This window comes from Pseudomonas sp. RG1 (genome assembly GCF_025910115.1).
Lineage (GTDB): Bacteria > Pseudomonadota > Gammaproteobacteria > Pseudomonadales > Pseudomonadaceae > Aquipseudomonas > Aquipseudomonas atacamensis.
Genome location: NZ_JAPCIK010000010.1, coordinates 94,566 through 118,136, shown reverse-complemented (window position 1 = coordinate 118,136; position 23,571 = coordinate 94,566). Strand labels below are relative to the sequence as shown.

Below are 23,571 nucleotides of genomic sequence, written 5' to 3'. Positions count from 1 at the left end.
TCGCAATTTTGAGGCAGACTTCAGCCCATGCCCCGTAAAACCTGGCGCGCCGCGCTCGCCGCCTATGCCAGTCCTTCGACGCTCGTGCTGTTGTTGCTCGGTTTTGCCGCCGGCCTGCCGTACATGCTGGTGTTCTCGACGCTCTCCGTATGGCTGCGTGAAGCAGGCGTGGCCCGTGAAACCATTGGCTATGCCAGCCTGATCGGCCTGGCGTATGCGTTCAAATGGGTCTGGTCGCCCCTGCTTGACCAATGGCGCCTGCCCTTGCTGGGCAAGCTCGGCCGCCGCCGTTCCTGGCTGGTGCTCTCCCAGGCACTGGTGATTCTCGGGCTGATCGGCATGGGCTTCTGTGATCCGCAAAAACATTTGTCCTGGCTGATCGCCATTGCCGTCGTCGTCGCCTTCGCCTCGGCCACGCAGGATATCGCGGTCGACGCCTATCGCCTGGAAATCGCCGATGACAGCCGCCAGGCCGCGCTCGCCGCCAGCTACATGTCCGGTTATCGTGTTGCTGCCCTGCTCGCCACCGCCGGCGCGCTGTTCTTCGCCGAAGGTTTCGGCTCAACCGGCTTCAACTATAAGCACGCGGCGTGGACCGGCACCTATGTACTGTTTGGCGCATTGATGGTGCCCGCACTGCTGACTACGCTGTTCATGCGCGAACCACCGGTGCCGCTGCGCACGCAGTTGCAGGCCGGGCGCTACACGTTCATGCATCAATTGATGTCGGTGTTCGTGCTGATCGTTTTGCTGGTTTCCGTGCCGGCGATGTTCACCCAGCTGTACAACACGGATTTTGCCGGCGTGCTGTTTGGCGACATGAGCCCGCTCGACCTGCTCCTCGAAGATCGCGCCTTTCTGCGCGCCATCCTCTACATATTGCTGACGGGGATGTGCCTGTCGGCCATGGGCCGGCGCGGACTGGCGCCGGTACTGACGCCGATCAATGACTTCATCCTGCGTTATCGCTGGCAGGCGCTGTTGCTGCTGGGCCTGATCGCCACTTACCGGATGTCCGACACGGTAATGGGCGTCATGGCCAACGTGTTTTATATTGACCAGGGTTTCACCAAGGATCAGATCGCCAGTGTCAGCAAGATTTTCGGCCTGATCATGACCCTCGTCGGCGCCGGCATGGGTGGCCTGTTGATCGTGCGTTTCGGCATTCTGCCGATCCTGTTTATCGGTGGTGTTTCTTCGGCAGCGACCAACCTGCTGTTCGTCATGCTCGCGGACATGGGCCCGAACCTGCAGATGCTGGTGGTGACCATTTCCCTCGACAACTTCAGCTCGGGCCTGGCGACGTCGGCGTTCGTTGCCTACCTGTCGAGCCTGACCAACCTGAAGTTTTCCGCTACGCAATATGCCCTGCTCAGCTCGATCATGTTGCTGCTGCCGCGCCTGATGGGCGGCTATTCCGGCGTGCTGGTCGAGAAGTTCGGCTATCACAGCTTCTTCCTCATTACCGCCCTGCTCGGCGTGCCGACGCTGCTACTGATCGCGCTGCACTGGTTCCAGGAGCGCCGCCGCGAAGGACAAACACCGACGCCCGAGCCTGCACCGACGCCCGTCACCGAAGAATCGTAGGACGCTTCGCCAATGGCGGGAGGAATCCCGCCGCTGGCGCCTTCCGCCGGCCACACTTCTGTACGTCAGCAAAACTCGCCGGTACACTGCTCCGTCATTTCCAGTCATAGCAACCGACAACGGCCAACCATGCGCACCAGTCAATTTTTGCTCGCCACACAGAAAGAAACGCCTTCCGACGCGGTCGTGATCAGCCACCAGCTGATGCTGCGCGCCGGCATGATCCGCAAGCTTGCCTCGGGCCTGTACACCTGGCTGCCGATGGGCCTGCGAGTCATGCGCAAGGTCGAAGCCATCGTTCGCGAAGAAATGAACGCTGCCGGTTCTCTGGAAGTGTTGATGCCGAGCACCCAACCGGCCGAGCTGTGGCAGGAATCGGGGCGCTGGGAAGAATACGGCCCTGAGCTGCTGCGCATCAAAGACCGCCACGGTCGTGATTTCTGCGCGGGCCCGACCCACGAAGAAGTGATCACCGATCTGATGCGCAACGAGTTGAGCAGCTACAAACAGCTGCCAATCAACCTGTACCAGATCCAGACCAAATTCCGCGATGAAATCCGCCCACGCTTCGGTTTGATGCGCGGCCGCGAATTCATCATGAAGGACGCCTACTCCTTCCACGCTGATCAGGCGTCGCTGCAGATCACTTATGACCGCATGCATGAAGCCTACTGCAACATCTTCACGCGTCTGGGTCTGAAATTCCGTCCGGTAGAAGCCGACAACGGCTCGATCGGCGGCGCCGGCTCCCACGAATTCCACGTGCTAGCCGAGTCCGGCGAAGACGATATCGTCTTCAGCAACGGTTCCGACTACGCGGCGAACATCGAAAAAGCCGAAGCGGTGCCTCGGGAAACCTCGCGCCCTGCGCCAACCGAAGAACTGCGCTTGGTCGATACGCCTGACACCAAGACCATCGCGGCGCTGGTGGAAAAATTCAATCTGCCGATTGAAAAGACCATCAAGACCCTGATCGTCCACGCCGAAGAAGAAGGCAAGCTGATCGCGCTGGTGATTCGTGGCGACCACGAACTGAACGAAATCAAGGCTGCCAACCAGCCTGGCGTGGCCAGCCCGCTGGTGATGGCCTCCGATGCCGAACTGCGTGACGCGATCGGCGCCGGCGCTGGTTCGCTCGGCCCGCTGAACCTGCCACTGCCGATCATCATCGACCGCTCGGTCGCGATGATGAGCGACTTCGGCATTGGCGCGAACATCGACGACAAGCACTACTTCGGCGTGAACTGGGAGCGCGATCTGCCGGTTCCGACCGTTGCCGACCTGCGCAACGTCGTCGCTGGCGACCCAAGCCCGGACGGCAAAGGCACGCTGGAAATCAAGCGCGGCATCGAAGTCGGCCACATCTTCCAGCTGGGCAACAAGTACAGCAAGGCGATGAAGTGCGAAGTGCTGGGCGAAAACGGCAAGCCGGTGACCCTGGAAATGGGTTGCTACGGCATCGGCGTATCGCGCGTGGTGGCTGCTGCCATCGAGCAGAACAACGACGCCAACGGCATTATCTGGAGCGACACCCTGGCGCCATTCCAGATCGCGCTGGTACCGCTGCGCTATGAAACCGAGCAGGTGCGCGAAGCCACTGACAAGCTCTATGCCGAACTGACGGCGGCCGGCTTCGAAGTGCTGCTGGACGATCGCGACAAGAAAACCAGCCCGGGCATCAAGTTTGCGGACATGGAGCTGATCGGCATTCCCCACCGGATCGTGGTCAGCGACCGCGGCCTCGCCGAAGGCAACCTGGAATACAAGAGTCGTTCCGAAGCAGAGGCGCAAGCACTGCCGGTGGCCGATGTTGTGTCCTTCCTTCAGGCCCGTATCCGCCGCTGAAACCAGATAGAGACGTCATGTTCAAGCGAAACACCTTAGGCCTCGGTGGCGCCGCCCTGTGCGGCGCCCTGCTGGTCAGCGGCTGCGCCAATCACATGTCGCAACGCAGCGAGCACGAAGAGCGGGTCGAGCGAAAACTGCTCGATCACAGCCTGCAGATCGATGTCGGCGAGCCCAAGGTGCTCGAGCTGCCGCAGCGACGCGTGAAGATCAACGAGCAGAAGACTTTCGAAGTCACCGAGTTCGAGGTCACCCGCCGTTACGACCGCTACACGCCTTATCAACCCTGGCGCGAAGTCTACGAGATTCCGCTGGGGGCGGTGGCCGTGGTCGGTGGTGTCGGTGCGAACGTGGTCAACGTGTTTGCCCTCGGTAACCTGCCGGACAGCGTCACCAAGGATTGGCTGAGCTACGGTTTTGCCGGGCTCAACCCGTTCATGAACGTGCAGTCCAATGGTCGCGCGCAGCAGAACCTCGCGGGCATCGACGAAGTCCAGCGCGACAAGCGCACGGAGTATTCGAGCCTGCCGTGGAGCGAACGACCGGTGCAGGTCAAGGCCGGCAAGCAGACGTTCGACATGACCACTGATCGCAACGGCGTGCTGCGCTTGAACCTGCTCGACAGTCCGTTCGCCGAACATGACCTCAACCATGTTGGCCGCTTGCAGATCAGTGTCGAAGACGCCAAGGACGACGTGCATACCGACTCGACCCTGATGCTCAGCGGCCACCTGCGCGGCAAGTTGATCGAGGCGCACGGGCTGATTTATGACGACCTGGAAGATGATGAGGTGAGCCAGTGGGTACACCGGGTCAAACGCCTGTCGGAGCTGGGCCTGGAAGAAGAAGCCAGCGAATTGGAACAAAGCCTGATCGAACTGACCCGCAATGATCCTGAGTTGCAGACTGAGTTTCTCAAGTCTCTGGCCAAGGATGCCGGGCGCTTAGTGGCTGATCCGGGACCGAATTAAAGCTTAAAAGCTTCGCGAGCAGGCTCGCTCCCCCAGAGGAATGCATTCTAACTGTGGGAGCGAGCCTGCTCGCGAAGAGGCCCTGCCAGGCGCCGCGAATCTACCGCTCAAACAACTCCATCTGCTCAAACCCGCCCCGCAGATCCTCCAGCCTCACCCCCACCCCCAACAACCGCACCGGTTTGCCGCCGCGATTGAACGCCTGCGTCAGCATCAACTGGTAACTGCCCAGGTCCCGCCCTGCCCCGGCCTGTTCCAGCGTGGTCTGGGTGAAATCATGAAATTTGACTTTGACGAACGGCTTGCCCGGTCGATAACTGCTGTCGATCCGCGCCATGCGGTTTTTCAAGGTGTCGAGCAACTCGGGCAATTTGTCCAGGCAGCTGCGCAAGTCCGGCAGATCGACGTCGTAGGTGTTTTCCACGCTGATCGACTGACGCCGGCTGTCGTTGTGCACCAGCCGGTCATCGATTCCACGGGCGAGATTCCACAAGCGCTCGCCGAAACTGCCGAATTCGCGCACCAGCGCCAGCCTGCCCCACTCGCGCAGGTGCTGGCAGTCAACGATGCCAAGCTTGCCGAGCTTGTCGGCGGTGACCTTGCCGACGCCGTGCAGCTTGCTCACCGGCAGACCACTGACGAACTCCTCGACCTGATCCGGGGTGATCACGAACAAACCGTTGGGTTTTTTCCAGTCGCTGGCGATCTTCGCCAGAAACTTGTTTGGCGCAACGCCAGCGGAAACGGTGATGTGCAACTGATTGGAGACCCGGCGACGAATGTCCTGAGCGATGCGCGTGGCGCTGCCGCCGAAGTGCGCGCTGTCCGACACATCGAGATAGGCCTCGTCCAGCGAAAGCGGCTCGATCAGGTCGGTGTAGTCGGCAAAGATCGTATGAATTTCCTTCGACGCTTCGCGATAAGCCTCCATGCGCGGCTTGACGATGGTCAGGTCCGGGCACAATTTCAACGCGTGACCGGAAGCCATGGCCGAGCGCACACCATAGGCGCGCGCTTCATAGTTGCAGGTGGCGATCACCCCGCGCCGATCCGCCGAACCACCCACCGCCAACGGCTTGCCGGCCAGACGCGGATCATCGCGCATCTCGATGGCGGCGTAGAAACAGTCACAGTCGATGTGGATGATTTTTCGCTGGGTCATGTCGGAAAAAGACAACGTGGCAAGCCGGAGCGGCAGTATCTCATTGGCACCTGTATATAGCACCAGTGGTTGAATGTTCTTTTCCGACCGTAGGAGATTTCCGCAGAATTTATTTTTTCAATCATAGATCAAGGTGCAATAGAGCTGAAAGCCTTGCGCTACCTGCCCTGCGCGCCGGCCAACCGCCGCGAAAAGACGCTAAGCGCTTGAACCTCAACAGATTTATCCAGATCGACGGTTGACACACTCGCGAACCTCTGTAGAATGCCGCCACACAGACGCGGGATGGAGCAGTCTGGTAGCTCGTCGGGCTCATAACCCGAAGGTCGTCGGTTCAAATCCGGCTCCCGCAACCAAACATCAGAAAAGGCTACTCGAAAGAGTGGCCTTTTTTTGTGCGCGTCTGTTTTGCAAACGGGCGCCCTGCTCAATCGCTAGCGAAACGGCAATTCGTTGCATTTCCGAAACTTACGCATCACCTGCGACCGTTTGCCGCGATTTCGCAGTTATTTGGCCCATTCCGGGATTAGCGGTTGACACCTCGTCGTTCGCCTGTAGAATGCCGCCACACAGACGCGGGATGGAGCAGTCTGGTAGCTCGTCGGGCTCATAACCCGAAGGTCGTCGGTTCAAATCCGGCTCCCGCAACCAAACATCAAAAAAGGCTACTCGAAAGAGTGGCCTTTTTTGTATCTGTTGAAAAAGTCCTTTCGCAACAATGATCTGTCACTGTGCAGTGAACCGCTGGGGATCATCAGAACCACTGACTTGCGACTATGCTTGAGTCGCAGACAGGGTTTCTGCAATCCAGGAACTGCCCTCGCCGATGCCCGACGAGAGGCGTAGTATTTTGTGATTATTTTTTTCTACAGGGATTGGTAACTTGGCTGGATACCTCCATCCTGTCGCGCACAATCCAAGAGGTGATTGATGCGCGCCAACTCGTCTGATCCACAAGACACCGTTACAGCAGAACAACCGATCAAACCCGAGCGTTTGCGCTGGCTGGATCGATTAAGCAAATACCGTCAGCCGATCGGTCTGGCCGTCACGTTGCTGCTGTTTGCCATTGCCCTGATTGCCTGCCGCCATCTGCTCGCCGAGCTTGATCTCGACGCATTGCATGACTCGATTCTTGACGTGCCGAAGCCCGCCCTGCTTGGCGCCATTGGCGCGACCGTGGTCGGTTTCATCATTCTGCTCGGCTATGAATGGTCGGCCAGCCGCTACGCTGGCGTGAAACTGCCGCCGCGCACCCTCGCGCTCGGCGGCTTCACTGCATTTGCGATTGGCAATGCCATTGGTCTGTCGCTGCTGTCCGGCGGCTCGGTTCGTTATCGTTTATATGCGCGACTGGGCGTCGGTGCGTCGGAAGTTGCGCACATGACGCTATTTGCCAGCCTCTCGCTGGGCTGCGCCTTGCCGCCACTGGCAGCGCTGGCCACCCTGAGCAACCTGCCCGCCGCCTCGCAAGCGCTTGGGCTGTCCGAATTCTTGCTGGGCTCGGTCGCCGCTGCCGTATTGATCCTCGGTGCAGTGCTGGCGATCGGCATCTATCGTCGTCGTCTGCCGGAACAACCCTACCCCGACAATCTGCTGGTTCGTGCCGGGCGGCGCACCCTGCGTCTGCCGGGTCGGCGCCTGACGTTCCTGCAACTGGTGATCACCGCTCTCGATGTCGCGGCTGCCGCCACCGTTCTCTATTTATTGCTACCGGAAGCGCCGCCGTTTGCGCCGTTCCTGCTGGTGTATCTGCTGGCACTCGCCGCCGGTGTCCTCAGTCATGTACCTGGCGGCGTCGGTGTGTTCGAGGCGATTCTGCTCGCCGCGTTTGCCGACAAGCTCGGCGCCGCGCCGCTGGCAGCCGCACTGCTGCTGTATCGCCTGATCTACGTGGTGCTGCCGCTGCTGGTCGCTTGCGTACTACTGCTGATCAATGAAGGCCAGCGCCTGTTTCAATCCCAGACCATGCGCGCCGCGTCCGGTCTGGCCGCGCCGGTTCTGGCGGTGCTGGTGTTTCTGTCTGGCGTGGTGCTGCTGTTTTCCGGCGCCACACCGGAAATCGACACTCGTCTGGAACACATCGGTTTTCTGATCCCGCATCGCCTGGTCGACGCGTCGCACTTCGGCGCCAGCCTGATTGGGGTTTTGTGTCTGTTGCTCGCCCAAGGTCTGCGCCGACGCCTGTCGGCGGCGTGGATGCTGACCGTCATTCTGCTGCTGGTCGGCGCCCTGCTCTCGCTACTCAAAGGCTTCGACTGGGAAGAAGCCACGCTGATGACGTTTACGGCCGCGCTGCTCGGCGTGTTCCGCCGCTCCTTCTATCGCCCGAGCCGTTTGACCGAACTGCCGTTTTCGCCGCTGTATCTGGTCGCCAGTCTCTGCGTGCTGGGCGCTTCGGCCTGGTTGCTGCTGTTTGCCTATCAGGACGTACCCTACAGCCACCAGCTGTGGTGGCAGTTCACCCTCGACGCTGACGCGCCGCGCGGTCTGCGCTCGCTGCTCGGTGCGGCGGTGTTGCTGGTAATAATCTCGCTGACCTGGCTGCTGCGCACCGCGCGCCCGGTGATTCATTTGCCGACGCCGGACGAACTGGATCGCGCGGCAAAAATCCTCATGGCCTCGTCACAACCCGACGGCGGCCTCGCGCTGACCGGTGACAAGGCGTTGCTGTTTCATCCCAACGATGAGGCGTTCCTGATGTACGCCCGTCGTGGCCGCAGTCTGGTGGCGCTGTACGACCCGATCGGGCCGAGCCAGCAACGTGCGGAAATGATCTGGCAGTTCCGCGACCTTTGCGACATCCACCATACGCGCCCGGTTTTCTATCAGGTACGTGCGGAAAATTTGCCGTATTACATGGACATCGGCCTGACTGCGATCAAGCTCGGCGAAGAAGCCCGGGTCGATCTGCTGCGCTTCGATCTGGAAGCCAAGGGCAAGGAGATGAAGGACCTGCGCTACACCTGGAACCGTGGCACCCGCGATGGACTGTCGCTGGAAATCCATGAGCCGGGCCAGGCGCCGATGGACGAGCTGAAGGTGATTTCCGATGCCTGGCTGACCGGCAAGAACGTGCGTGAGAAAGGCTTCTCCCTCGGCCGTTTCAGCGACGATTACCTGAAGCATTTCCGCATTGCGGTGATTCGCTTCGAAGGCCGCCCGGTGGCGTTCGCCAATCTGCTCGAGACCTACAGCCACGATCTGGCCAGTCTCGACCTGATGCGCGCGCACCCGGAAGCGCCGAAGCTGACCATGGAATTCATGATGGTCGGCTTGATTCAACACTATAAGAGTCACGGATACGCGCGCTTCAGCCTGGGCATGGTGCCGTTGTCGGGGCTGCAACCCCGGCGCGGCGCACCGCTGACCCAGCGCCTGGGCTCGATGGTTTTCCGCCGTGGTGAGCAGCTGTACAACTTCCAAGGTTTGCGCCGTTTCAAAGACAAGTTCCAGCCTGACTGGGAACCCCGTTATATGGCCGTGCCCGCCGGACTCGATCCGCTCGTGGCACTGGCCGACACTGCTGCCCTGATCGCGGGCGGCTTGACTGGATTGGTGAAACGCTGATGATTCAACGCTCCCTGAAGTACATCCTGGCCGCCCTGCTGGTGCTGGCCGTGATTGCCGGCGGCGGTTACTGGTACCTCAAACGTCCGGCACCGGAACCGACCGTCGAACAACTGAAACCCGCCGATGGCACCGCCATGACCCGCGTGATCCCCGGCAACAAGCCGAAGGCTCAGGTGCTGGTGGCCGTCACCGACGAACAGAAGCTCTCCGAGAAACAACTGACCACCCTCAGCCGCAGCGCTTCGGCGCAGATCGTTCAGGTGATCCTGCCCAAGGACTGCCTGCTGCAAAGCCGCGCCCTGCAATCGGGCTTGCGTGAACTGAATGGCCCGGCCACCCTGGTCAGCGGCATCGGCCCAGGCGCTGTGCTGGCATGGCGCTGGCTGGCGGAACAGAAAGACGACAAGGCCCAGGCCATCTCCGTCGACTTGGCTCTGGAAAAGCCCGGCTGCACCCACCTGTTGCCGAAATCCGCTGCCCACGGCCACTGGCTGGTGGCATGGAACGACAACCCGGACGATGCCAGCGCAGGTTTCGTGCGCGATCAGCCGAACGCCGAAACCAGCATCAGTGACTACGACATCAACCTGCCGCAAGTGCTGAACAACGAACTGCGCAAAATCCTCGTCGGCGGCGACAAGGCCAACGGCGGCCTGGCGATCCCGGTCGTGGAAGTGCCGGCCGGTCAGGCCAACGACACCGTGACTCTGTTCCTCTCCGGTGATGGCGGCTGGCGCGACCTCGACCGCGACGTGGCCGGGGAAATGGCCAAGATCGGCTACCCGGTGGTCGGCATCGACACCCTGCGCTACTACTGGCAACACAAGAGCCCGGAGCAAAGCGCGCTCGACCTCACCGAACTGATGCAGCATTACCGGCAGAAATGGGGCACCAAGCGCTTCATCCTCACCGGCTACTCGTTCGGCGCTGACGTACTCCCGGCGATCTACAACCGCCTGCCAGAAAACGAACAGCAACGCGTCGACGCGATCATCCTGCTCGCCTTCGCCCGCACCGGCAGCTTCGAAATCGAAGTCGAAGGCTGGCTCGGCAACGCCGGCAAAGAAGCCGCCACCGGCCCGGAAATGGCCAAACTGCCGGCGGCCAAGGTTGTGTGCATCTATGGTGAAGAAGAGACGGATGAGAGTGGCTGCACGGACAAGACTGCTGTTGGTGAAGCGGTGAAACTGCCTGGCGGCCACCACTTCGACGAGAACTACCCGGCGCTGGCCAAGCGTCTGGTGGACTTGATCGAGAAGCGCCAGAGCAAGGACTCGGTCGCCGAAGAGTGATCTGAGCCGCATCCACAAAAGGCCCCCACAACTTCGCAGTTACGGGGGCTTTTTACATTCCAGCCGCCACCAAAATCCCTGTGGGAGCGAGCTTGCTCGCGAAGCGGTGGGTCAGTTTACAGATTCGTCGACTGACACTACGTCTTCGCGCTCCCACAGGGTATTGTGCCGGACTCAGACAACTCGTCAGTCCCGCCGGCCAAGCTGAACATCTATCCACGTGACATCATCGTCGCCAACGCTAAAGTCGCTATCCGGCGCCGCCAACAAACTGCTTTGCTGGACTTGCGTCAAGTCCGCCCAAAAGCCATCAGTGACAAATACCAAGCGCTCAACAGCCTCCAGTTCACACCAAACAAAGTCAGGGTTCGGAACCCGATTGATCTTCAAGCATCGCGTTACTGAATTTCGAGCTGGATCTTGCGCCAACTCACAGTGCGAACGGTCGCGCCGCCAATTGGCCTTGCAGTGAGGAGGCGTAATCCACTCGATGGCTCCCAACAGCGTCACAATCCCGCATGAACAGTCACCTTCGTATGCAACGGTGAGTCGGCCATGAGCGACCAAGCCAATCAGGTAACAGATGGCTCCCGTCTGATCAGCAGGCAACGACGCATGAAAATCCGACAGTATTGAACCCAATAGACGCTCGATAGCTCCGGGTTCTGCAGGATAGCCCCCTGCTCCAACTGTGTGGAATCAGCCGCCAACATGCCGCTTACGAAGCATTCAGCCAGCTGTCCACTGCCGCGCCTTGAAGTGCCATCCGCGACAACAAAAAAACCACGGTCACCCTCACAGGTAGCTCCGGCATAGTCATTATTTCTCTGCTGGCTTGCCCAGTGATTGATCGGGAGAGGTATCTCATGCGCTGGCCAGCGCTTTCATACGCCTGTGAATAATCTGCCCTCTGCCTGGATTCGCCTGCACCGAGCCTGAACTTTCGATCACGTAGCCAACCCCATCGAGCGCCATCAGCTTCTGGACTCCCTCTGTAATGAATGCCTTGAGGTCCTTGTCAGCCTGGACCACCTCCTCCAACAGCTCAGGCCGACCATCGATCAAGATGATCATATCCTCGACATCCTTGTGATAAGGATCGCCATTTCCCCGACCGGCGAAAGCTTCCAGTTTCGTCGCGAGAAAATACGCGGGCTGGAATATCTGGATGGCAGTGCCGCTGGGCAGGGTGAATTTATCCGCCCTCGCCAGCCCCTCGACGAACCAGCGGTTGGCATAGCCGAGCACTGCAGGGTCGGAAGGCATGACATCCACGACAACGTCATTGAAGCGAAAACGACAATTCACCTCGTCCTCACCCGTGATCTTGAATCCCTTGGCCGCCAGCCGTTCGGTGAGTTGGTTCCAGGCGCTGATACCGGCCAACTCGATCACTAGATCAACGTCATCAGTGAAACGAATGTCGTCCAGCACGGCTGTATCTGTAACCAGCATGGCGGTTGTGCAACCGCCAACAAAAGCAACTTCGGCGAGAAACGCCTCGCCCAAGCCTCCAGCCACGAACTCAATGAGTTCGTAGTTGTGATCCGCGTTTGACGACATGTTATTTCAGCCCCATCCCTGCCTTCAGAACACTGATTGCCACACCACACTCACGCGGACCACCCAGACGGATTGCATCAGCGAGCGCCAGATAGTGGTAAAGAATCCGGTCTTTTTTCACCGCTTCCGGCACTGTTTTGTAAAGCGGCTCGATCGCTTGGCCTCGCTCGGTTCCCTGCGCATCCGGCCAGACCGGAATCAAACCACCCGCACTCTTGATGCTTTTGGACAGCGCAGGCGCTGCAAAACCTGTGGGTATGCCACGAACCATCGCGCCAGGCTTGACCGGGAAGAAGTACTTCAGCGCGTGCTCGGTAATTTTCAGCAGTTCCCGGCGGTGCACTTTGGCAAGCCCGGTGTCGTAATCATGAATGAGCAATCCAGATTCCCGGCACCGGGCGAGAGCATTTGAGACTTCGCTTTTGCTCAGTCCGAGAGAGGCAGACAGCGCACGTAAGGAGTACCGATCACTCCAACTTGTCAGCGGTGGATCAGATGCCGGTTCCGCCCATCCCTCCCAACCTGGCCCATCAGCGAAAGGCGAGTCGAATTCGCGGCGCAGGAAGAGAGTGTCTTCCCCATCAGTGGAATAGGTGACCAATGGCTTCCCCACACTTTGCCCTGCGGTCATTCGGCTGACGACATAAGGCCTGAGCAGCTCTTCGACCCTGTCCGAATTCGATTCGGCCTCCATCTCCCCCATGAGGTTCTCTTCCTGAGCGTGGAGACTGGCCATTTTGAACAATAGTAAAATGTCTTGACTCTTCATTTAGATCAAAACCTCAAGTGTCCACATTCCATAAAACGTGGACACTTGTCTCACTACCGAGGCCGGGTCGTCAAGCCCTTTGGTAAATCACTAATCGCTGCATACCTTGCCCGCATATCGTCATGGCTGTGTTCGTGTCAGACGTTTAGTATCGTTTACTTCCAGTTTCGCAATATCAGATGACGCCCACAGACCTTGTAGGCAAACTCCGAAACTCGTGTTCGGGCGCTTTGCCGCTCTATTGCGCTGTTTTTCAACGGGATACTCTCCGGACGTCGCTGACCCATTCAGCGATCGGGTGTGGTAACCCGGAGAAACCATCGCAACAGCCCGCTCCTCGAGTTATGGCGGCTGTGCGTGGGACGCTTTCGAGCGTGCCGGTTTCCTTGGTTCCCGGTTTACCACCCTGCGTACAGTTGCCTCCCTTTCGCGTGGTAACGAAAGTCGCGGCGCTTCGAACTAAGGAGTAACACGATGACCGAACCTGATCTGCACGGACTCGCAAGCGTTAAAACCATCGGCTTCACCCCTTTCCTCTACAATTCGGATCAAGCGTTCTTCAACGTCCGCTCCGGCATTCCGATCATCGATGCCTTGTCCCAATCCTCCGACCTGCTGTCCCTCGCCAAATCCTTCGCCGAGGATGCTGCCTTCATCAGAGACACCGACCGCCATGCCTGGGCTGCGCATTACCTGACGGTGATGGGCAAAGCCTTGATTGATGATGTGATTCAGGCGCTGATCCCACGACCTGCGCGGACGAAGACCGAGTCTGAAGCAGAGATGCCTGAAAGCTTGTAGAGGTTTGAAGATCAAAAGATCGCAGCCTTCGGCAGCTCCTACATGGAATGCGAAACCTGTAGGAGCTGCCGAAGGCTGCGATCTTTTGATCTGAAGTTGCCGCCGACAAAAAAGCCCCCGCCAACCACAAGGCTGACGGGGGCTCTTTCTATAACGCGAAGTTACATCTCCACCTGCGTCCCCAACTCGATCACTCGGTTCAACGGCAGATTGAAGAACCGCAAATTGCCATTGGCATTCTTCAACATGAACGCAAACAGCGCCTCACGCCAACGCGCCATCCCCTCGAGTTTCGAGGCAATTACCGTCTCGCGACTGAGGAAGTAGGTCGTGCGCATCGGGCTGAAGTCCAGATCATCCAGATGACACAGCTTCAACGCTTGCGGCACGTCCGGCTCGTCGGTGAAGCCGAAGTGCAGGATCACCCGGAAGAAACCCTCTCCGTGCGCTTCGACCTCGAAGCGCCGCGATGGCGGCACACGGGGGATATCTTCGTAGACCACCGTCAGCAACACCACTTGCTCATGCAGCACCTGGTTGTGCAGCAGGTTGTGCAACAAGGCATGGGGCACGGCGTCGGAGCGGGCGGTGAGGAACACGGCGGTGCCCTGCACGCGATGCGGCGGTTGCACGCGGATGCTGCTGATGAAGATCGGCAGCGGCAGCGCGCCTTCGTCGAGGCGTTCGACCAGCAGTTGTTTGCCGCGCTTCCAGGTGGTCATCAGCACGAACAGGGCGATGCCGGCGATCACCGGGAAGGCGCCACCCTGAACGATCTTCGGTACGTTGGCGGCGAAATACAGACCGTCCACCAACAGGAAGCCGAGCAACACCGGCACCGCGAGGATTGGTGGCCATTTCCACAGCAGCAGCATCACGGCGGACACCAGAATGGTAGTCATCAGCATGGTGCCGGTCACCGCCACGCCGTAAGCCGAGGCCAGTGCACCGGAGGATTCGAAGCCCAGCACCAACAGGACCACGCCGACCATCAGCGCCCAGTTCACCGCGCCGATGTAGATCTGGCCTTGCTCATCGCTGGAGGTGTGCTGGATGTACATGCGCGGTATGTAACCGAGCTGGATCGCCTGACGGGTCAGGGAGAACGCACCGGAAATCACCGCTTGCGAAGCGATCACCGTGGCCAGGGTCGAAAGGCCGACCAGCGGAATCAGCGCCCAGCTCGGTGCCAGCAGGTAGAACGGGTTACGCGCTGCGTCAGGGTTTTCCAGCAGCAATGCGCCCTGGCCGAAGTAGTTGAGCACCAGCGCCGGCAGCACCAGCAGGAACCAGGCGCGAGCGATCGGCTTGCGGCCGAAGTGGCCCATGTCGGCGTACAGCGCTTCGGCGCCGGTCAGCGCCAGCACTACCGCGCCGAGGATCGCTACGCCCATGCCCGGGTGCACGACGAAAAAATTCACCGCCCACATCGGGTTCAGCGCGTGCAGCACTTCCGGGGTGTGGCTGATGCCGTACACACCGAGGGCGCCGAGGACGAGGAACCAGGTGACCATGATCGGCCCGAACAGAATGCCGATCCGCGCAGTACCGTGGCGCTGGATCAGAAACAGCGCGACCAGCACGACCAGCGACAGCGGCACCACCCAGTGATCGATGCCTTCAAACGCCAGGCCGAGGCCTTCGATCGCCGACAGCACCGAAATGGCCGGGGTGATCATGCTGTCGCCATAGAACAGCGCCGCGCCGATCAGCCCGCACACCACCAACAGCGTGCGCAGACGCTTGCGCCCCGCCGCTGCCCGCCGTGCCAGTGCCGTCAGGGCCATGATGCCGCCCTCGCCCTGGTTGTCGGCGCGCAGGACGAACATCATGTATTTGATCGAGACCACCCAGATCAGCGACCAGAAGATCAACGACAGAATGCCGAGCACGCCGTCGTGATTGACCGGCACACCATAACCGCCGGAAAACACTTCCTTGAGGGTGTACAACGGGCTCGTGCCGATGTCGCCATAAACCACCCCGACCGCCGCGACCAGCATGCTCAGCGGTCTGCTTGCCGAACCCTCGGCGCCCGCCGCATGACTACTTGCCTGACCCATCCAACACTCCTGATCTCGATACCGGCTTCTTTGAAGGAAGCACTATGCTTTGAGTTGCAGCATGCGCTGTTTTACCTGTTGTTACAGACCAATGATTGACTGCACGAAATCGGTAAAGCTCAACGGCGCGAAGCATAGCGCAGCACTCGTCGTATTTCCCCGTATAAAGCTGGTCAAGTGCGTTGCCCGCCGCTAGAATTGCGCACTTTTTGATCAGAGGCGCATCTCAAGCGCCCATCCGTCAGCTGCCGCGCGTGGCCAGCGACGTCACAAAACACCGAGGTTAGACATGTCCACCACTCCTGCGCCGGCCAATCCAAAGGTTGGCTTTGTATCTCTGGGTTGCCCGAAAGCACTGGTCGACTCCGAGCGCATCCTGACCCAGCTGCGCATGGAAGGCTATGACGTGGTGTCCACCTATCAGGACGCCGACGTCGTGGTGGTCAACACCTGCGGCTTCATCGATTCGGCCAAGGCTGAATCTTTGGAAGTGATCGGTGAAGCGATCAAGGAAAACGGCAAGGTCATCGTCACCGGCTGCATGGGCGTGGAAGAAGGCAACATCCGCGACGTACACCCGAGCGTGCTGGCCGTGACCGGTCCGCAGCAGTACGAGCAAGTGGTCAACGCCGTGCACGAAGTGGTGCCGCCGCGTCAGGATCACAACCCGCTGATCGACCTGGTGCCGCCGCAAGGCATCAAGCTGACCCCGCGCCACTACGCGTATTTGAAGATTTCCGAAGGCTGCAACCACAGCTGCTCGTTCTGCATCATCCCGTCGATGCGCGGCAAACTGGTCAGCCGTCCGGTTGGCGATGTGCTCGACGAAGCCCAGCGCCTGGTCAAATCCGGCGTTAAAGAGCTGTTGGTGATCTCGCAAGACACTAGCGCTTACGGCGTTGATGTGAAATACCGCACCGGTTTCTGGAACGGCGCGCCAGTGAAAACCCGCATGACCGAGCTTTGCGAGGCGCTGAGCACCCTGGGCGTCTGGGTCCGCCTGCACTACGTTTATCCGTACCCGCACGTCGACGAGCTGATTCCACTGATGGCCGCCGGCAAGATCCTGCCGTACCTGGATATCCCGTTCCAGCACGCCAGCCCGAAAGTCCTGAAGTCGATGAAACGCCCGGCGTTCGAAGACAAGACTCTGGCGCGCATCAAGAACTGGCGCGAAATCTGCCCGGACCTGATCATTCGTTCGACCTTCATCGTCGGCTTCCCGGGCGAAACCGAAGAAGACTTCCAGTACCTGCTCAACTGGCTGACCGAAGCCCAGCTCGACCGCGTCGGCTGCTTCCAGTACTCGCCGGTTGACGGCGCGCCAGCGAATGATCTGGATCTGGAAGTGGTGCCGGACGACGTCAAGCAGGATCGCTGGGAGCGCTTCATGGCGCACCAGCAGGCGATCAGCTCGGCACGCCTGCAAATGCGCATCGGTCGTGAGATCGAAGTGCTGGTGGACGAGGTTGACGAACAAGGCGCGGTTGGCCGCTGCTTCTTCGACGCCCCGGAAATCGATGGCAACGTGTTTATCGACAATGGCAGCAACCTGAAGCCGGGCGATAAGGTCTGGTGCAAGGTGACTGACGCTGACGAATATGATTTGTGGGCTGAGCAGATCTAAGCACCGCAAAATACCTGTGGGAGCGAGCCTGCTCGCGAATGCGCTGGGTCAGTCGCTGTAAATATTGCCTGACACAATGCCTTCGCGAGCAGGCTCGCTCCCCACAGGGGGATAGCGCTGTATCCAGAAGCCCCGCTCTTTTCCGAGATACGGGGCTTTTTTGCGGCTATCGTTTAGCGGGGGACGGACTCCCTTGAACCGCACAAGAGGCACACGCACATGCGTCAGCATTCGGTCATTCACACACCGAAAATCAGCGATTACGAAGAACTGACCCGGGTCTGGGAGGCCTCGGTCCGTGCAACTCATCGGTTCCTGCCGGACAGCTATATCGAGCTGCTGCGCAATCTGGTGCTCACCCGCTATCTCGACGCGGTCATGCTGATCTGCACCAAGGACCGCCAGCAGCGCATCACCGGGTTTGCCGGTGTGGCGGCGGGCAAGATTGAAATGTTGTTCATCGATCCTGATCATCGTGGTCAAGGCTTGGGCAAGCAATTGCTGCGCTATGCGATCGAACGGCTCAACGCCGATGAACTCGACGTCAATGAGCAGAACCCGCAAGCCTTGGGTTTTTATGAAAAGCAGGGATTTGAAGTGATCGGCCGCTCCGAGGTCGATGGCATGGGCCAGCCGTATCCGCTGCTGCATATGCGCTTGCGGCAGTCCCAACAGCGCTCAGGCAACGGCTGACACACCATGAAACCCCTGTGGGAGCGAGCCTGCTCGCGAATGCGGTGTACCAGTCACTGCACACATAGACTGGCAGGACGCCTTCGCGAGCAGGCTCGCTCCCACATTGAATACAGCGCCTGCAAATGGAACCGGGCTTAACCGCTTCCACACAGGTACAATGCCCACCCCTTTTTTGTTACGGCCCCGTCATGACTGACCCGATTCGCCTCTCCAAACGCCTCATCGAACTGGTCGGTTGCTCCCGCCGGGAGGCCGAGCTGTTCATCGAGGGCGGCTGGGTCACCGTGGACGGCGAAGTCATCGATGAGCCGCAATTCAAGGTCGGCGAGCAAAAGGTCGAGCTCGACAAGGACGCCAAGGCCACCGCGCCGGAGCCGGTGACCATCCTGCTCAACGCGCCCGCCGGCATGGATGTCGACAGCGCCATGCAAACGCTCAGCGCCGAAACCCTCAGCGAAGAGCATCGCTACGGCAAGCGCCCGTTGCGCGGGCATTTCCTGCGCCTGACCGCCAGCGCCGACCTGCAGCCCAAGGCCAGCGGCCTGCTGGTGTTCACCCAGGACTGGAAAATCCTGCGCAAGCTCACCGCCGACGCTGCGAAGATCGAGCAGGAATACATCGTCGAAGTCGAAGGTGAGATGGCTGCCCACGGCCTCAACCGTTTGCAGCATGGCCTGACCCACAAGGGCAAAGAGCTGCCGCCGGTCAAGGCCAGTTGGCAGAACGAAAACCGCCTGCGCTTCGCCATGAAAAACCCGCAGCCGGGAATCATCGCGCAGTTCTGCGAAGCGGTCGGCCTGAAGGTCATCGGCATCCGCCGCATCCGCATCGGCGGCGTGTCGATCGGCAAGGTCCCGCTCGGCCAGTGGCGCTACCTGTCCGGCAAAGAGAAGTTCTAGAACTTTCACTGCCGCCACACATTTCGGCAGTGCTTACGAGCGCTGCCCACAACGCATCAGGAATACCGACATGGTTCATAACGACGTACTGCGCAGCGTGCGCTACATGCTCGACATCAGCGACAAGAAAGTTGTCGAGATCATCAAACTGGGCGGCATGGACGTCACACTCGCCGATGTCATCACCTGGCTCGACAAGAAAGAAGAAGACGAAGAAGGCTTCGTACGTTGCCCGGACGAAGTCATCGCGCACTTCCTCGACGGTCTGGTGATCTTCAAGCGCGGCAAGGACGAAAGCCGTCCGCCGCAACCGATCGAAGTGCCGGTGACCAACAACATCATCCTGAAAAAACTGCGCGTGGCCTTCGAACTGAAAGAAGACGACATGCACGCGATTCTTAAAGCAGCCGAGTTTCCGGTATCCAAGCCTGAACTGAGCGCGCTGTTCCGCAAGGTCGGCCACACCAACTACCGTCCTTGTGGCGACCAGTTGCTGCGTAATTTCCTCAAGGGCCTGACCCTGCGCGTCCGCCCTGCCTGATGCCCTTGTGCGGTGGCGATCGATAGTCGCCGCCGCAACGCATGACCGTTCATTCCCTGCAAAAATAATGGCTCCGCTTTTCGCGGCTGACGACTAGGGTGTACTGATCCCTAATCTTCAGGACTCGTCATGCATCCCTACTTTTCCCTCCAAGGCCGCACCGCTCTGGTGACCGGCGGCACCCGTGGTATCGGCAAGATGATCGCCAAGGCGTTCGTCGAGGCCGGCGCCCATGTCTACGTGTGCTCGCGCGACGTTGAAGCCTGCCAGCAAACCGCCGAAGAACTTGGCGCGCTGGGCAGTTGCCACGGCGTGGCGGCGAATCTGGCGACCGAAGAAGGCGTGCGGGAATTGGCCGCGCGTCTGGGTGAGCAGATCACTCATCTGGACATTCTGGTGAACAATGCCGGCACCACGTGGGGCGCGCCGCTGGAGAGTTATCCGGTCAAGGGCTGGGAAAAGGTCATGCAGCTCAACGTGACCTCGGTGTTCAGTTGCATTCAGCAGTTCCTGCCGTTGCTGCGCAAGGCCGGTTCGGCGGCGAATCCGGCGCGGATCATCAATATCGGTTCGGTGGCGGGGATTTCTTCGTTTGGCGAGCAGGCGTATGCCTATGGGCCGAGCAAAGCGGCGCTGCATCAGTTGTCGCGAATTCTCGCCCGGGAACTAGTGAACCAGCACATCAACGTCAACGTGATTGCGCCGGGACGGTTTCCGAGCAAGATGACCCAGCATATTGGTAATGATGAGCAGGCATTGGCTGAGGATACTGCGCTGATTCCGATGAAGCGCTGGGGGCGTGAGGAAGAGATGGCGGCGCTGGCGATCAGCCTGGCGAGTACGGCGGGGGCTTATATGACCGGCAATATCATTCCGCTGGATGGTGGGTTCAGCCTCTGACATCGGCGGTGTGACTATCGCTGGCAAGCCAGCTCCCACAGGGTTCTTTAGTGTTTGAACAATCCAGGTTCACTCAAAAACCTGTGGGAGCTGGCTTGCCAGCGATGGCGTCCGCCCTGTCACCACCAGACTTGAAGCGAGCCGGGTTATCATGCCCGCCCTACCCGCTTCGATCCTAGACCATGACTTACAGCGTCTCCCCCATCGGCTTCGTGCGCTCCTGCTTCAAGGAGAAGTTCGCCATCCCCCGCCAGCCGCAACTGGCACCGGCCGCCCGTGGCGTGCTGGAACTGGTCGCGCCGTTCGACCAGGGTGACGCCGTGCAGGGGCTGGAGCAGGTCAGTCATGTTTGGCTGTTGTTTCTGTTCCATCAGGCCCTCGAAGACAAGCCACGCCTGAAGGTGCGCCCGCCTCGCCTGGGTGGTAACAAGTCGATGGGCGTATTCGCCACCCGCGCCACGCACCGCCCCAACGGCATTGGCCAGTCGGTGGTAAAGCTGGACAGGGTCGAAGGCAATCGGCTGTTTATCTCCGGGATCGATCTGCTCGACGGCACGCCGGTGCTGGATATCAAACCCTATGTGCCGTATGCCGACATCATCCCTGGGGCGATCAATGACATCGCCAGCGCCGCGCCGCAGCTGATCGACGTGCAGTGGGCGGATTCGGCTTTGAAACAGGCGCACGCCCACGCTCAGCGGCTCGATGAGCCGTTGGTTGAGCTGATCGAGCAGTGCCTGGCGCAGAATCCGCGCCCGGCGTATCAGACGCCGGCCCCGGAACGTGAATATGGTGCGCAGTTCTGGGATCTGGACGTGCGCTGGCATTACCCGACGCCCGAACAGATCCGCGTGCTGGAAGTCATCCCGGCCGAGGCATAAAACCCGCAAACGAAAAAGCCCGCGCTGCCTTCTCAGGCAACGCGGGCTTTTACTGTCACACCGAAAAACCACTGTTGGAGCGAGCCTGCTCGCGAAGGCATCGTGTCATGCAACATCAACGTTGATGACAGACCGCATTCGCGAGCAGGCTCGCTCCCACAGTTATCGCAGGTTATTTTTCGACGAACGCACGCTCGATCAGGTAATCACCCGGCTCGCGCATCCGCGCCGAGATTTTCAGGCCGAAGCTGTCGAGCACTTCGCTGGTCTCGTCGAGCATGCTCGGGCTGCCGCAGATCATCGCGCGGTCGTCCTGCGGGTTGATCGGTGGCAGGCCGATGTCGCTGAACAGCTTGCCGCTGCGCATCAGGTCAGTCAGGCGGCCCTGATTCTCGAACGGCTCGCGGGTCACGGTCGGGTAGTAGATCAACTTGTCACGCAGCGCTTCGCCGAAGAACTCGTTCTGCGGCAGGTGCTCGGTGATGAATTCGCGGTAAGCGACTTCGTTGACGTAACGCACACCGTGAACCAGGATCACTTTCTCAAAGCGCTCGTAGGTTTCCGGGTCCTGAATCACGCTCATGAACGGCGCCAGACCGGTGCCGGTGCTCAGCAGGTACAGGTGCTTGCCCGGGTTCAGGTCATCAAGAACCAGCGTGCCGGTAGGCTTCTTCGAGATGATGATCTCGTCGCCTTCCTTCAAGTGCTGCAGCTGGGAGGTCAGCGGACCGTCCTGCACTTTGATGCTGAAGAATTCGAGATGCTCTTCCCAGTTCGGGCTGGCGATCGAGTAAGCGCGCATAAGCGGGCGGCCGTTGGGCTGTTGCAGGCCGATCATCACGAACTGACCGTTCTCGAAGCGCAGGCCCGGATCGCGGGTGCACTTGAAGCTGAACAGAGTGTCGTTCCAGTGATGAACACTGAGGACACGCTCGTGGTTCATGTTGCTCATGTACGTTTGACTCCTGGAGATTGGTCTGCGCGGCTCAATGAGGCTCAACGTGCGCAATTGCATCGCATTCTAATAGCGACGACAATATCTGTTAACTGGATTATTAAGATAAGGGTTATCGGTTATATCGATATGCGATTTACTCTCCGTCAACTGCAAGTCTTCGTCGCCGTCGCCCAGCAGGAAAGCGTATCCCGTGCTGCGGGTCTACTCAACCTCTCGCAATCGGCGGCCAGCACTTCGATCACCGAGCTCGAGCGCCAGTCCAGCTGCCAGCTGTTCGACCGCGCCGGCAAACGCCTGAGCCTCAACGCCCTGGGCAAACAACTGTTGCCGCAAGCGGTCGCCCTGCTCGACCAGGCCAAGGAAATCGAAGACCTGCTCAATGGCAAATCCGGTTTCGGCTCTCTATCAGTGGGGGCGACGCTGACCATAGGCAACTATCTGGCCACCCTGCTGATCGGCAGCTTCATGCAGCGCCACCCCGAAAGTCAGGTCAAGCTGCACGTGCAGAACACTGCCAATATCGTGCAGCAGGTCGCCCACTACGAAATTGATCTGGGTCTAATCGAAGGTGATTGCAGCCACCCGGACATCGAAGTGCAGAGTTGGGTCGAGGATGAGCTGGTGGTGTTTTGTGCGCCGCAGCATCCGTTGGCCAAACGCGGCAGTGCGACAATGGAAGAGCTGACCCATGAGGCATGGATTCTGCGCGAGCAGGGTTCCGGCACGCGGCTGACCTTCGACCAGGCCATGCGTCACCATCGCAGCGCGCTGAATATTCGCCTGGAGCTGGAACACACCGAAGCGATCAAGCGCGCAGTGGAATCAGGGCTGGGGATTGGCTGCATTTCGCGGCTGGCGCTGCGCGATGCCTTCCGGCGCGGCAGTCTGGTGCCGGTGGAGACGCCGGATCTGGACCTGGCCCGGCAGTTCTATTTCATCTGGCACAAACAGAAATACCAGACCTCGGCGATGCGCGAGTTTCTCGAGCTGTGTCGCGCTTTCACCGCCGGGGTGCAGCGCAGCGACGAGATCGTCTTGCCGACCATCGCTTAAAGCAGAATCACCGCCCACACCAGTCCGATCATGCTCAGCGCCACGAACTGCGCGGCGCTGCCCATGTCCTTGGCGTTCTTCGACAGCGGATGCAATTCCAGCGAGATGCGGTCAATGGCCGCTTCCACCGCCGAATTGAGCAGCTCGACAATCAGCGCCAGCAAGCAAACCGCGATCAACACCGCCTGCTCGACCCGGCTGACATTAAGGAAGAATGTCAGCGGAATCAGCACCACGTTGAGCAGCACCAATTGGCGGAATGCCGCTTCGCCAGTGAAGGCGGCGCGCAGGCCATCGAGCGAATAGCCGGACGCGTTGAGGATGCGTTTCAGGCCGGTCTGGCCCTTGAAAGGTGACATAAGGAAAAACCAGCCAAAAAGGAGTGGGGAA

The 23,571-nt window shown here is 59.8% G+C and carries 19 protein-coding genes and 2 tRNA genes; 15 read left to right on the top strand and 6 right to left on the bottom strand.

What is annotated here, in order from left to right; genetic code table 11:
• The first annotated feature begins 27 nt into the window (after positions 1-27).
• The 3 genes from OK411_RS06965 to OK411_RS06955 all read left to right on the top strand — a co-directional run bounded on the left by OK411_RS06965 (position 28) and on the right by OK411_RS06955 (position 4,403).
• Positions 28-1,587, top strand: a complete 1,560-nt coding sequence (locus tag OK411_RS06965; RefSeq protein ID WP_024011895.1) for an AmpG family muropeptide MFS transporter — start codon at positions 28-30, stop codon at positions 1,585-1,587.
• 129 nt (positions 1,588-1,716) lie between these two features.
• On the top strand, positions 1,717-3,432 hold the full coding sequence (locus OK411_RS06960; protein ID WP_024011894.1) for a proline--tRNA ligase: 1,716 nt from the start codon (positions 1,717-1,719) through the stop codon (positions 3,430-3,432).
• Positions 3,433-3,449: 17 nt separating this feature from the next.
• Positions 3,450-4,403, top strand: coding sequence for a hypothetical protein (locus OK411_RS06955; protein ID WP_073475925.1), 954 nt, complete (start codon positions 3,450-3,452; stop codon positions 4,401-4,403).
• Positions 4,404-4,503: 100 nt separating this feature from the next.
• Here OK411_RS06955 and dinB read toward each other — a convergent pair whose 3' ends face one another.
• Positions 4,504-5,565: a DNA polymerase IV gene (gene dinB, locus OK411_RS06950; protein WP_071174711.1), complete on the bottom strand. Its 1,062-nt coding sequence runs from the start codon at positions 5,563-5,565 to the stop codon at positions 4,504-4,506.
• 279 nt (positions 5,566-5,844) lie between these two features.
• Between dinB and OK411_RS06945 the strand changes: the two genes are divergently transcribed.
• The 4 genes from OK411_RS06945 to OK411_RS06930 all read left to right on the top strand — a co-directional run bounded on the left by OK411_RS06945 (position 5,845) and on the right by OK411_RS06930 (position 10,430).
• Positions 5,845-5,921 (top strand) — tRNA-Met (locus tag OK411_RS06945).
• 218 nt (positions 5,922-6,139) lie between these two features.
• Positions 6,140-6,216: transfer RNA gene (locus tag OK411_RS06940), tRNA-Met, on the top strand.
• A gap of 279 nt (positions 6,217-6,495) precedes the next feature.
• Positions 6,496-9,135, top strand: coding sequence for a bifunctional lysylphosphatidylglycerol flippase/synthetase MprF (mprF, locus tag OK411_RS06935; RefSeq protein ID WP_110600065.1), 2,640 nt, complete (start codon positions 6,496-6,498; stop codon positions 9,133-9,135).
• Entirely contained in the window at positions 9,135-10,430 is a 1,296-nt protein-coding gene (locus OK411_RS06930) for a virulence factor family protein (protein WP_264364621.1), read from the top strand. Before mprF ends, OK411_RS06930 begins: the two co-directional genes overlap by 1 nt.
• An 864-nt stretch (positions 10,431-11,294) precedes the next feature.
• Here the strand turns inward: OK411_RS06930 and OK411_RS06925 are convergent.
• Together OK411_RS06925 and OK411_RS06920 are read right to left on the bottom strand one after the other, a co-directional pair.
• Entirely contained in the window at positions 11,295-11,993 is a 699-nt protein-coding gene (locus OK411_RS06925) for a hypothetical protein (protein ID WP_123442998.1), read from the bottom strand.
• Position 11,994: 1 nt separating this feature from the next.
• Positions 11,995-12,762 (bottom strand): MarR family transcriptional regulator, encoded by a 768-nt coding sequence (locus OK411_RS06920; RefSeq protein ID WP_264364620.1) that lies wholly within the window; start codon positions 12,760-12,762, stop codon positions 11,995-11,997.
• Positions 12,763-13,236: 474 nt separating this feature from the next.
• On the opposite strand from OK411_RS06920, the gene OK411_RS06915 reads away from it, so the two are divergent.
• Positions 13,237-13,563 (top strand): DUF3077 domain-containing protein, encoded by a 327-nt coding sequence (locus OK411_RS06915; RefSeq protein ID WP_264364619.1) that lies wholly within the window; start codon positions 13,237-13,239, stop codon positions 13,561-13,563.
• A 161-nt stretch (positions 13,564-13,724) separates the two neighbouring features.
• On the opposite strand, the gene OK411_RS06910 is transcribed toward OK411_RS06915, so the two are convergent.
• On the bottom strand, positions 13,725-15,566 hold the full coding sequence (locus OK411_RS06910) for a potassium transporter Kup (protein ID WP_371699263.1): 1,842 nt from the start codon (positions 15,564-15,566) through the stop codon (positions 13,725-13,727).
• Between the two features lie 349 nt (positions 15,567-15,915).
• On the opposite strand from OK411_RS06910, the gene rimO reads away from it, so the two are divergent.
• The 6 genes from rimO to tsaA all read left to right on the top strand — a co-directional run bounded on the left by rimO (position 15,916) and on the right by tsaA (position 21,170).
• Positions 15,916-17,253 (top strand): 30S ribosomal protein S12 methylthiotransferase RimO, encoded by a 1,338-nt coding sequence (gene rimO / locus OK411_RS06905; protein ID WP_024011887.1) that lies wholly within the window; start codon positions 15,916-15,918, stop codon positions 17,251-17,253.
• Positions 17,254-17,472: 219 nt separating this feature from the next.
• Positions 17,473-17,946, top strand: a complete 474-nt coding sequence (locus OK411_RS06900) for a GNAT family N-acetyltransferase (protein WP_041478078.1) — start codon at positions 17,473-17,475, stop codon at positions 17,944-17,946.
• Between the two features lie 191 nt (positions 17,947-18,137).
• Positions 18,138-18,848 carry an rRNA pseudouridine synthase gene (locus OK411_RS06895; RefSeq protein ID WP_076566200.1) on the top strand — a complete coding sequence of 237 codons (711 nt, stop codon included), beginning with the start codon at positions 18,138-18,140 and terminating at the stop codon, positions 18,846-18,848.
• 70 nt (positions 18,849-18,918) lie between these two features.
• On the top strand, positions 18,919-19,389 hold the full coding sequence (locus OK411_RS06890; RefSeq protein WP_056783315.1) for a DUF1456 family protein: 471 nt from the start codon (positions 18,919-18,921) through the stop codon (positions 19,387-19,389).
• A gap of 129 nt (positions 19,390-19,518) precedes the next feature.
• A complete protein-coding gene (locus OK411_RS06885; RefSeq protein WP_024011883.1) occupies positions 19,519-20,289 on the top strand; it encodes an SDR family oxidoreductase in 771 nt (256 codons plus the stop codon).
• A 182-nt stretch (positions 20,290-20,471) separates the two neighbouring features.
• Positions 20,472-21,170 (top strand): tRNA (N6-threonylcarbamoyladenosine(37)-N6)-methyltransferase TrmO, encoded by a 699-nt coding sequence (gene tsaA / locus OK411_RS06880; RefSeq protein WP_136492074.1) that lies wholly within the window; start codon positions 20,472-20,474, stop codon positions 21,168-21,170.
• Between the two features lie 172 nt (positions 21,171-21,342).
• On the opposite strand, the gene fpr is transcribed toward tsaA, so the two are convergent.
• Entirely contained in the window at positions 21,343-22,122 is a 780-nt protein-coding gene (gene fpr / locus OK411_RS06875; protein ID WP_007908723.1) for a ferredoxin-NADP reductase, read from the bottom strand.
• Positions 22,123-22,254: 132 nt separating this feature from the next.
• Between fpr and OK411_RS06870 the strand changes: the two genes are divergently transcribed.
• Positions 22,255-23,181 carry a LysR family transcriptional regulator gene (locus tag OK411_RS06870; protein ID WP_024011881.1) on the top strand — a complete coding sequence of 309 codons (927 nt, stop codon included), beginning with the start codon at positions 22,255-22,257 and terminating at the stop codon, positions 23,179-23,181.
• Here the strand turns inward: OK411_RS06870 and OK411_RS06865 are convergent.
• On the bottom strand, positions 23,178-23,540 hold the full coding sequence (locus tag OK411_RS06865) for a diacylglycerol kinase (RefSeq protein WP_016771411.1): 363 nt from the start codon (positions 23,538-23,540) through the stop codon (positions 23,178-23,180). The two genes, OK411_RS06870 and OK411_RS06865, sit on opposite strands and share 4 nt — an antisense overlap.
• Positions 23,541-23,571: the final 31 nt, after the last annotated feature.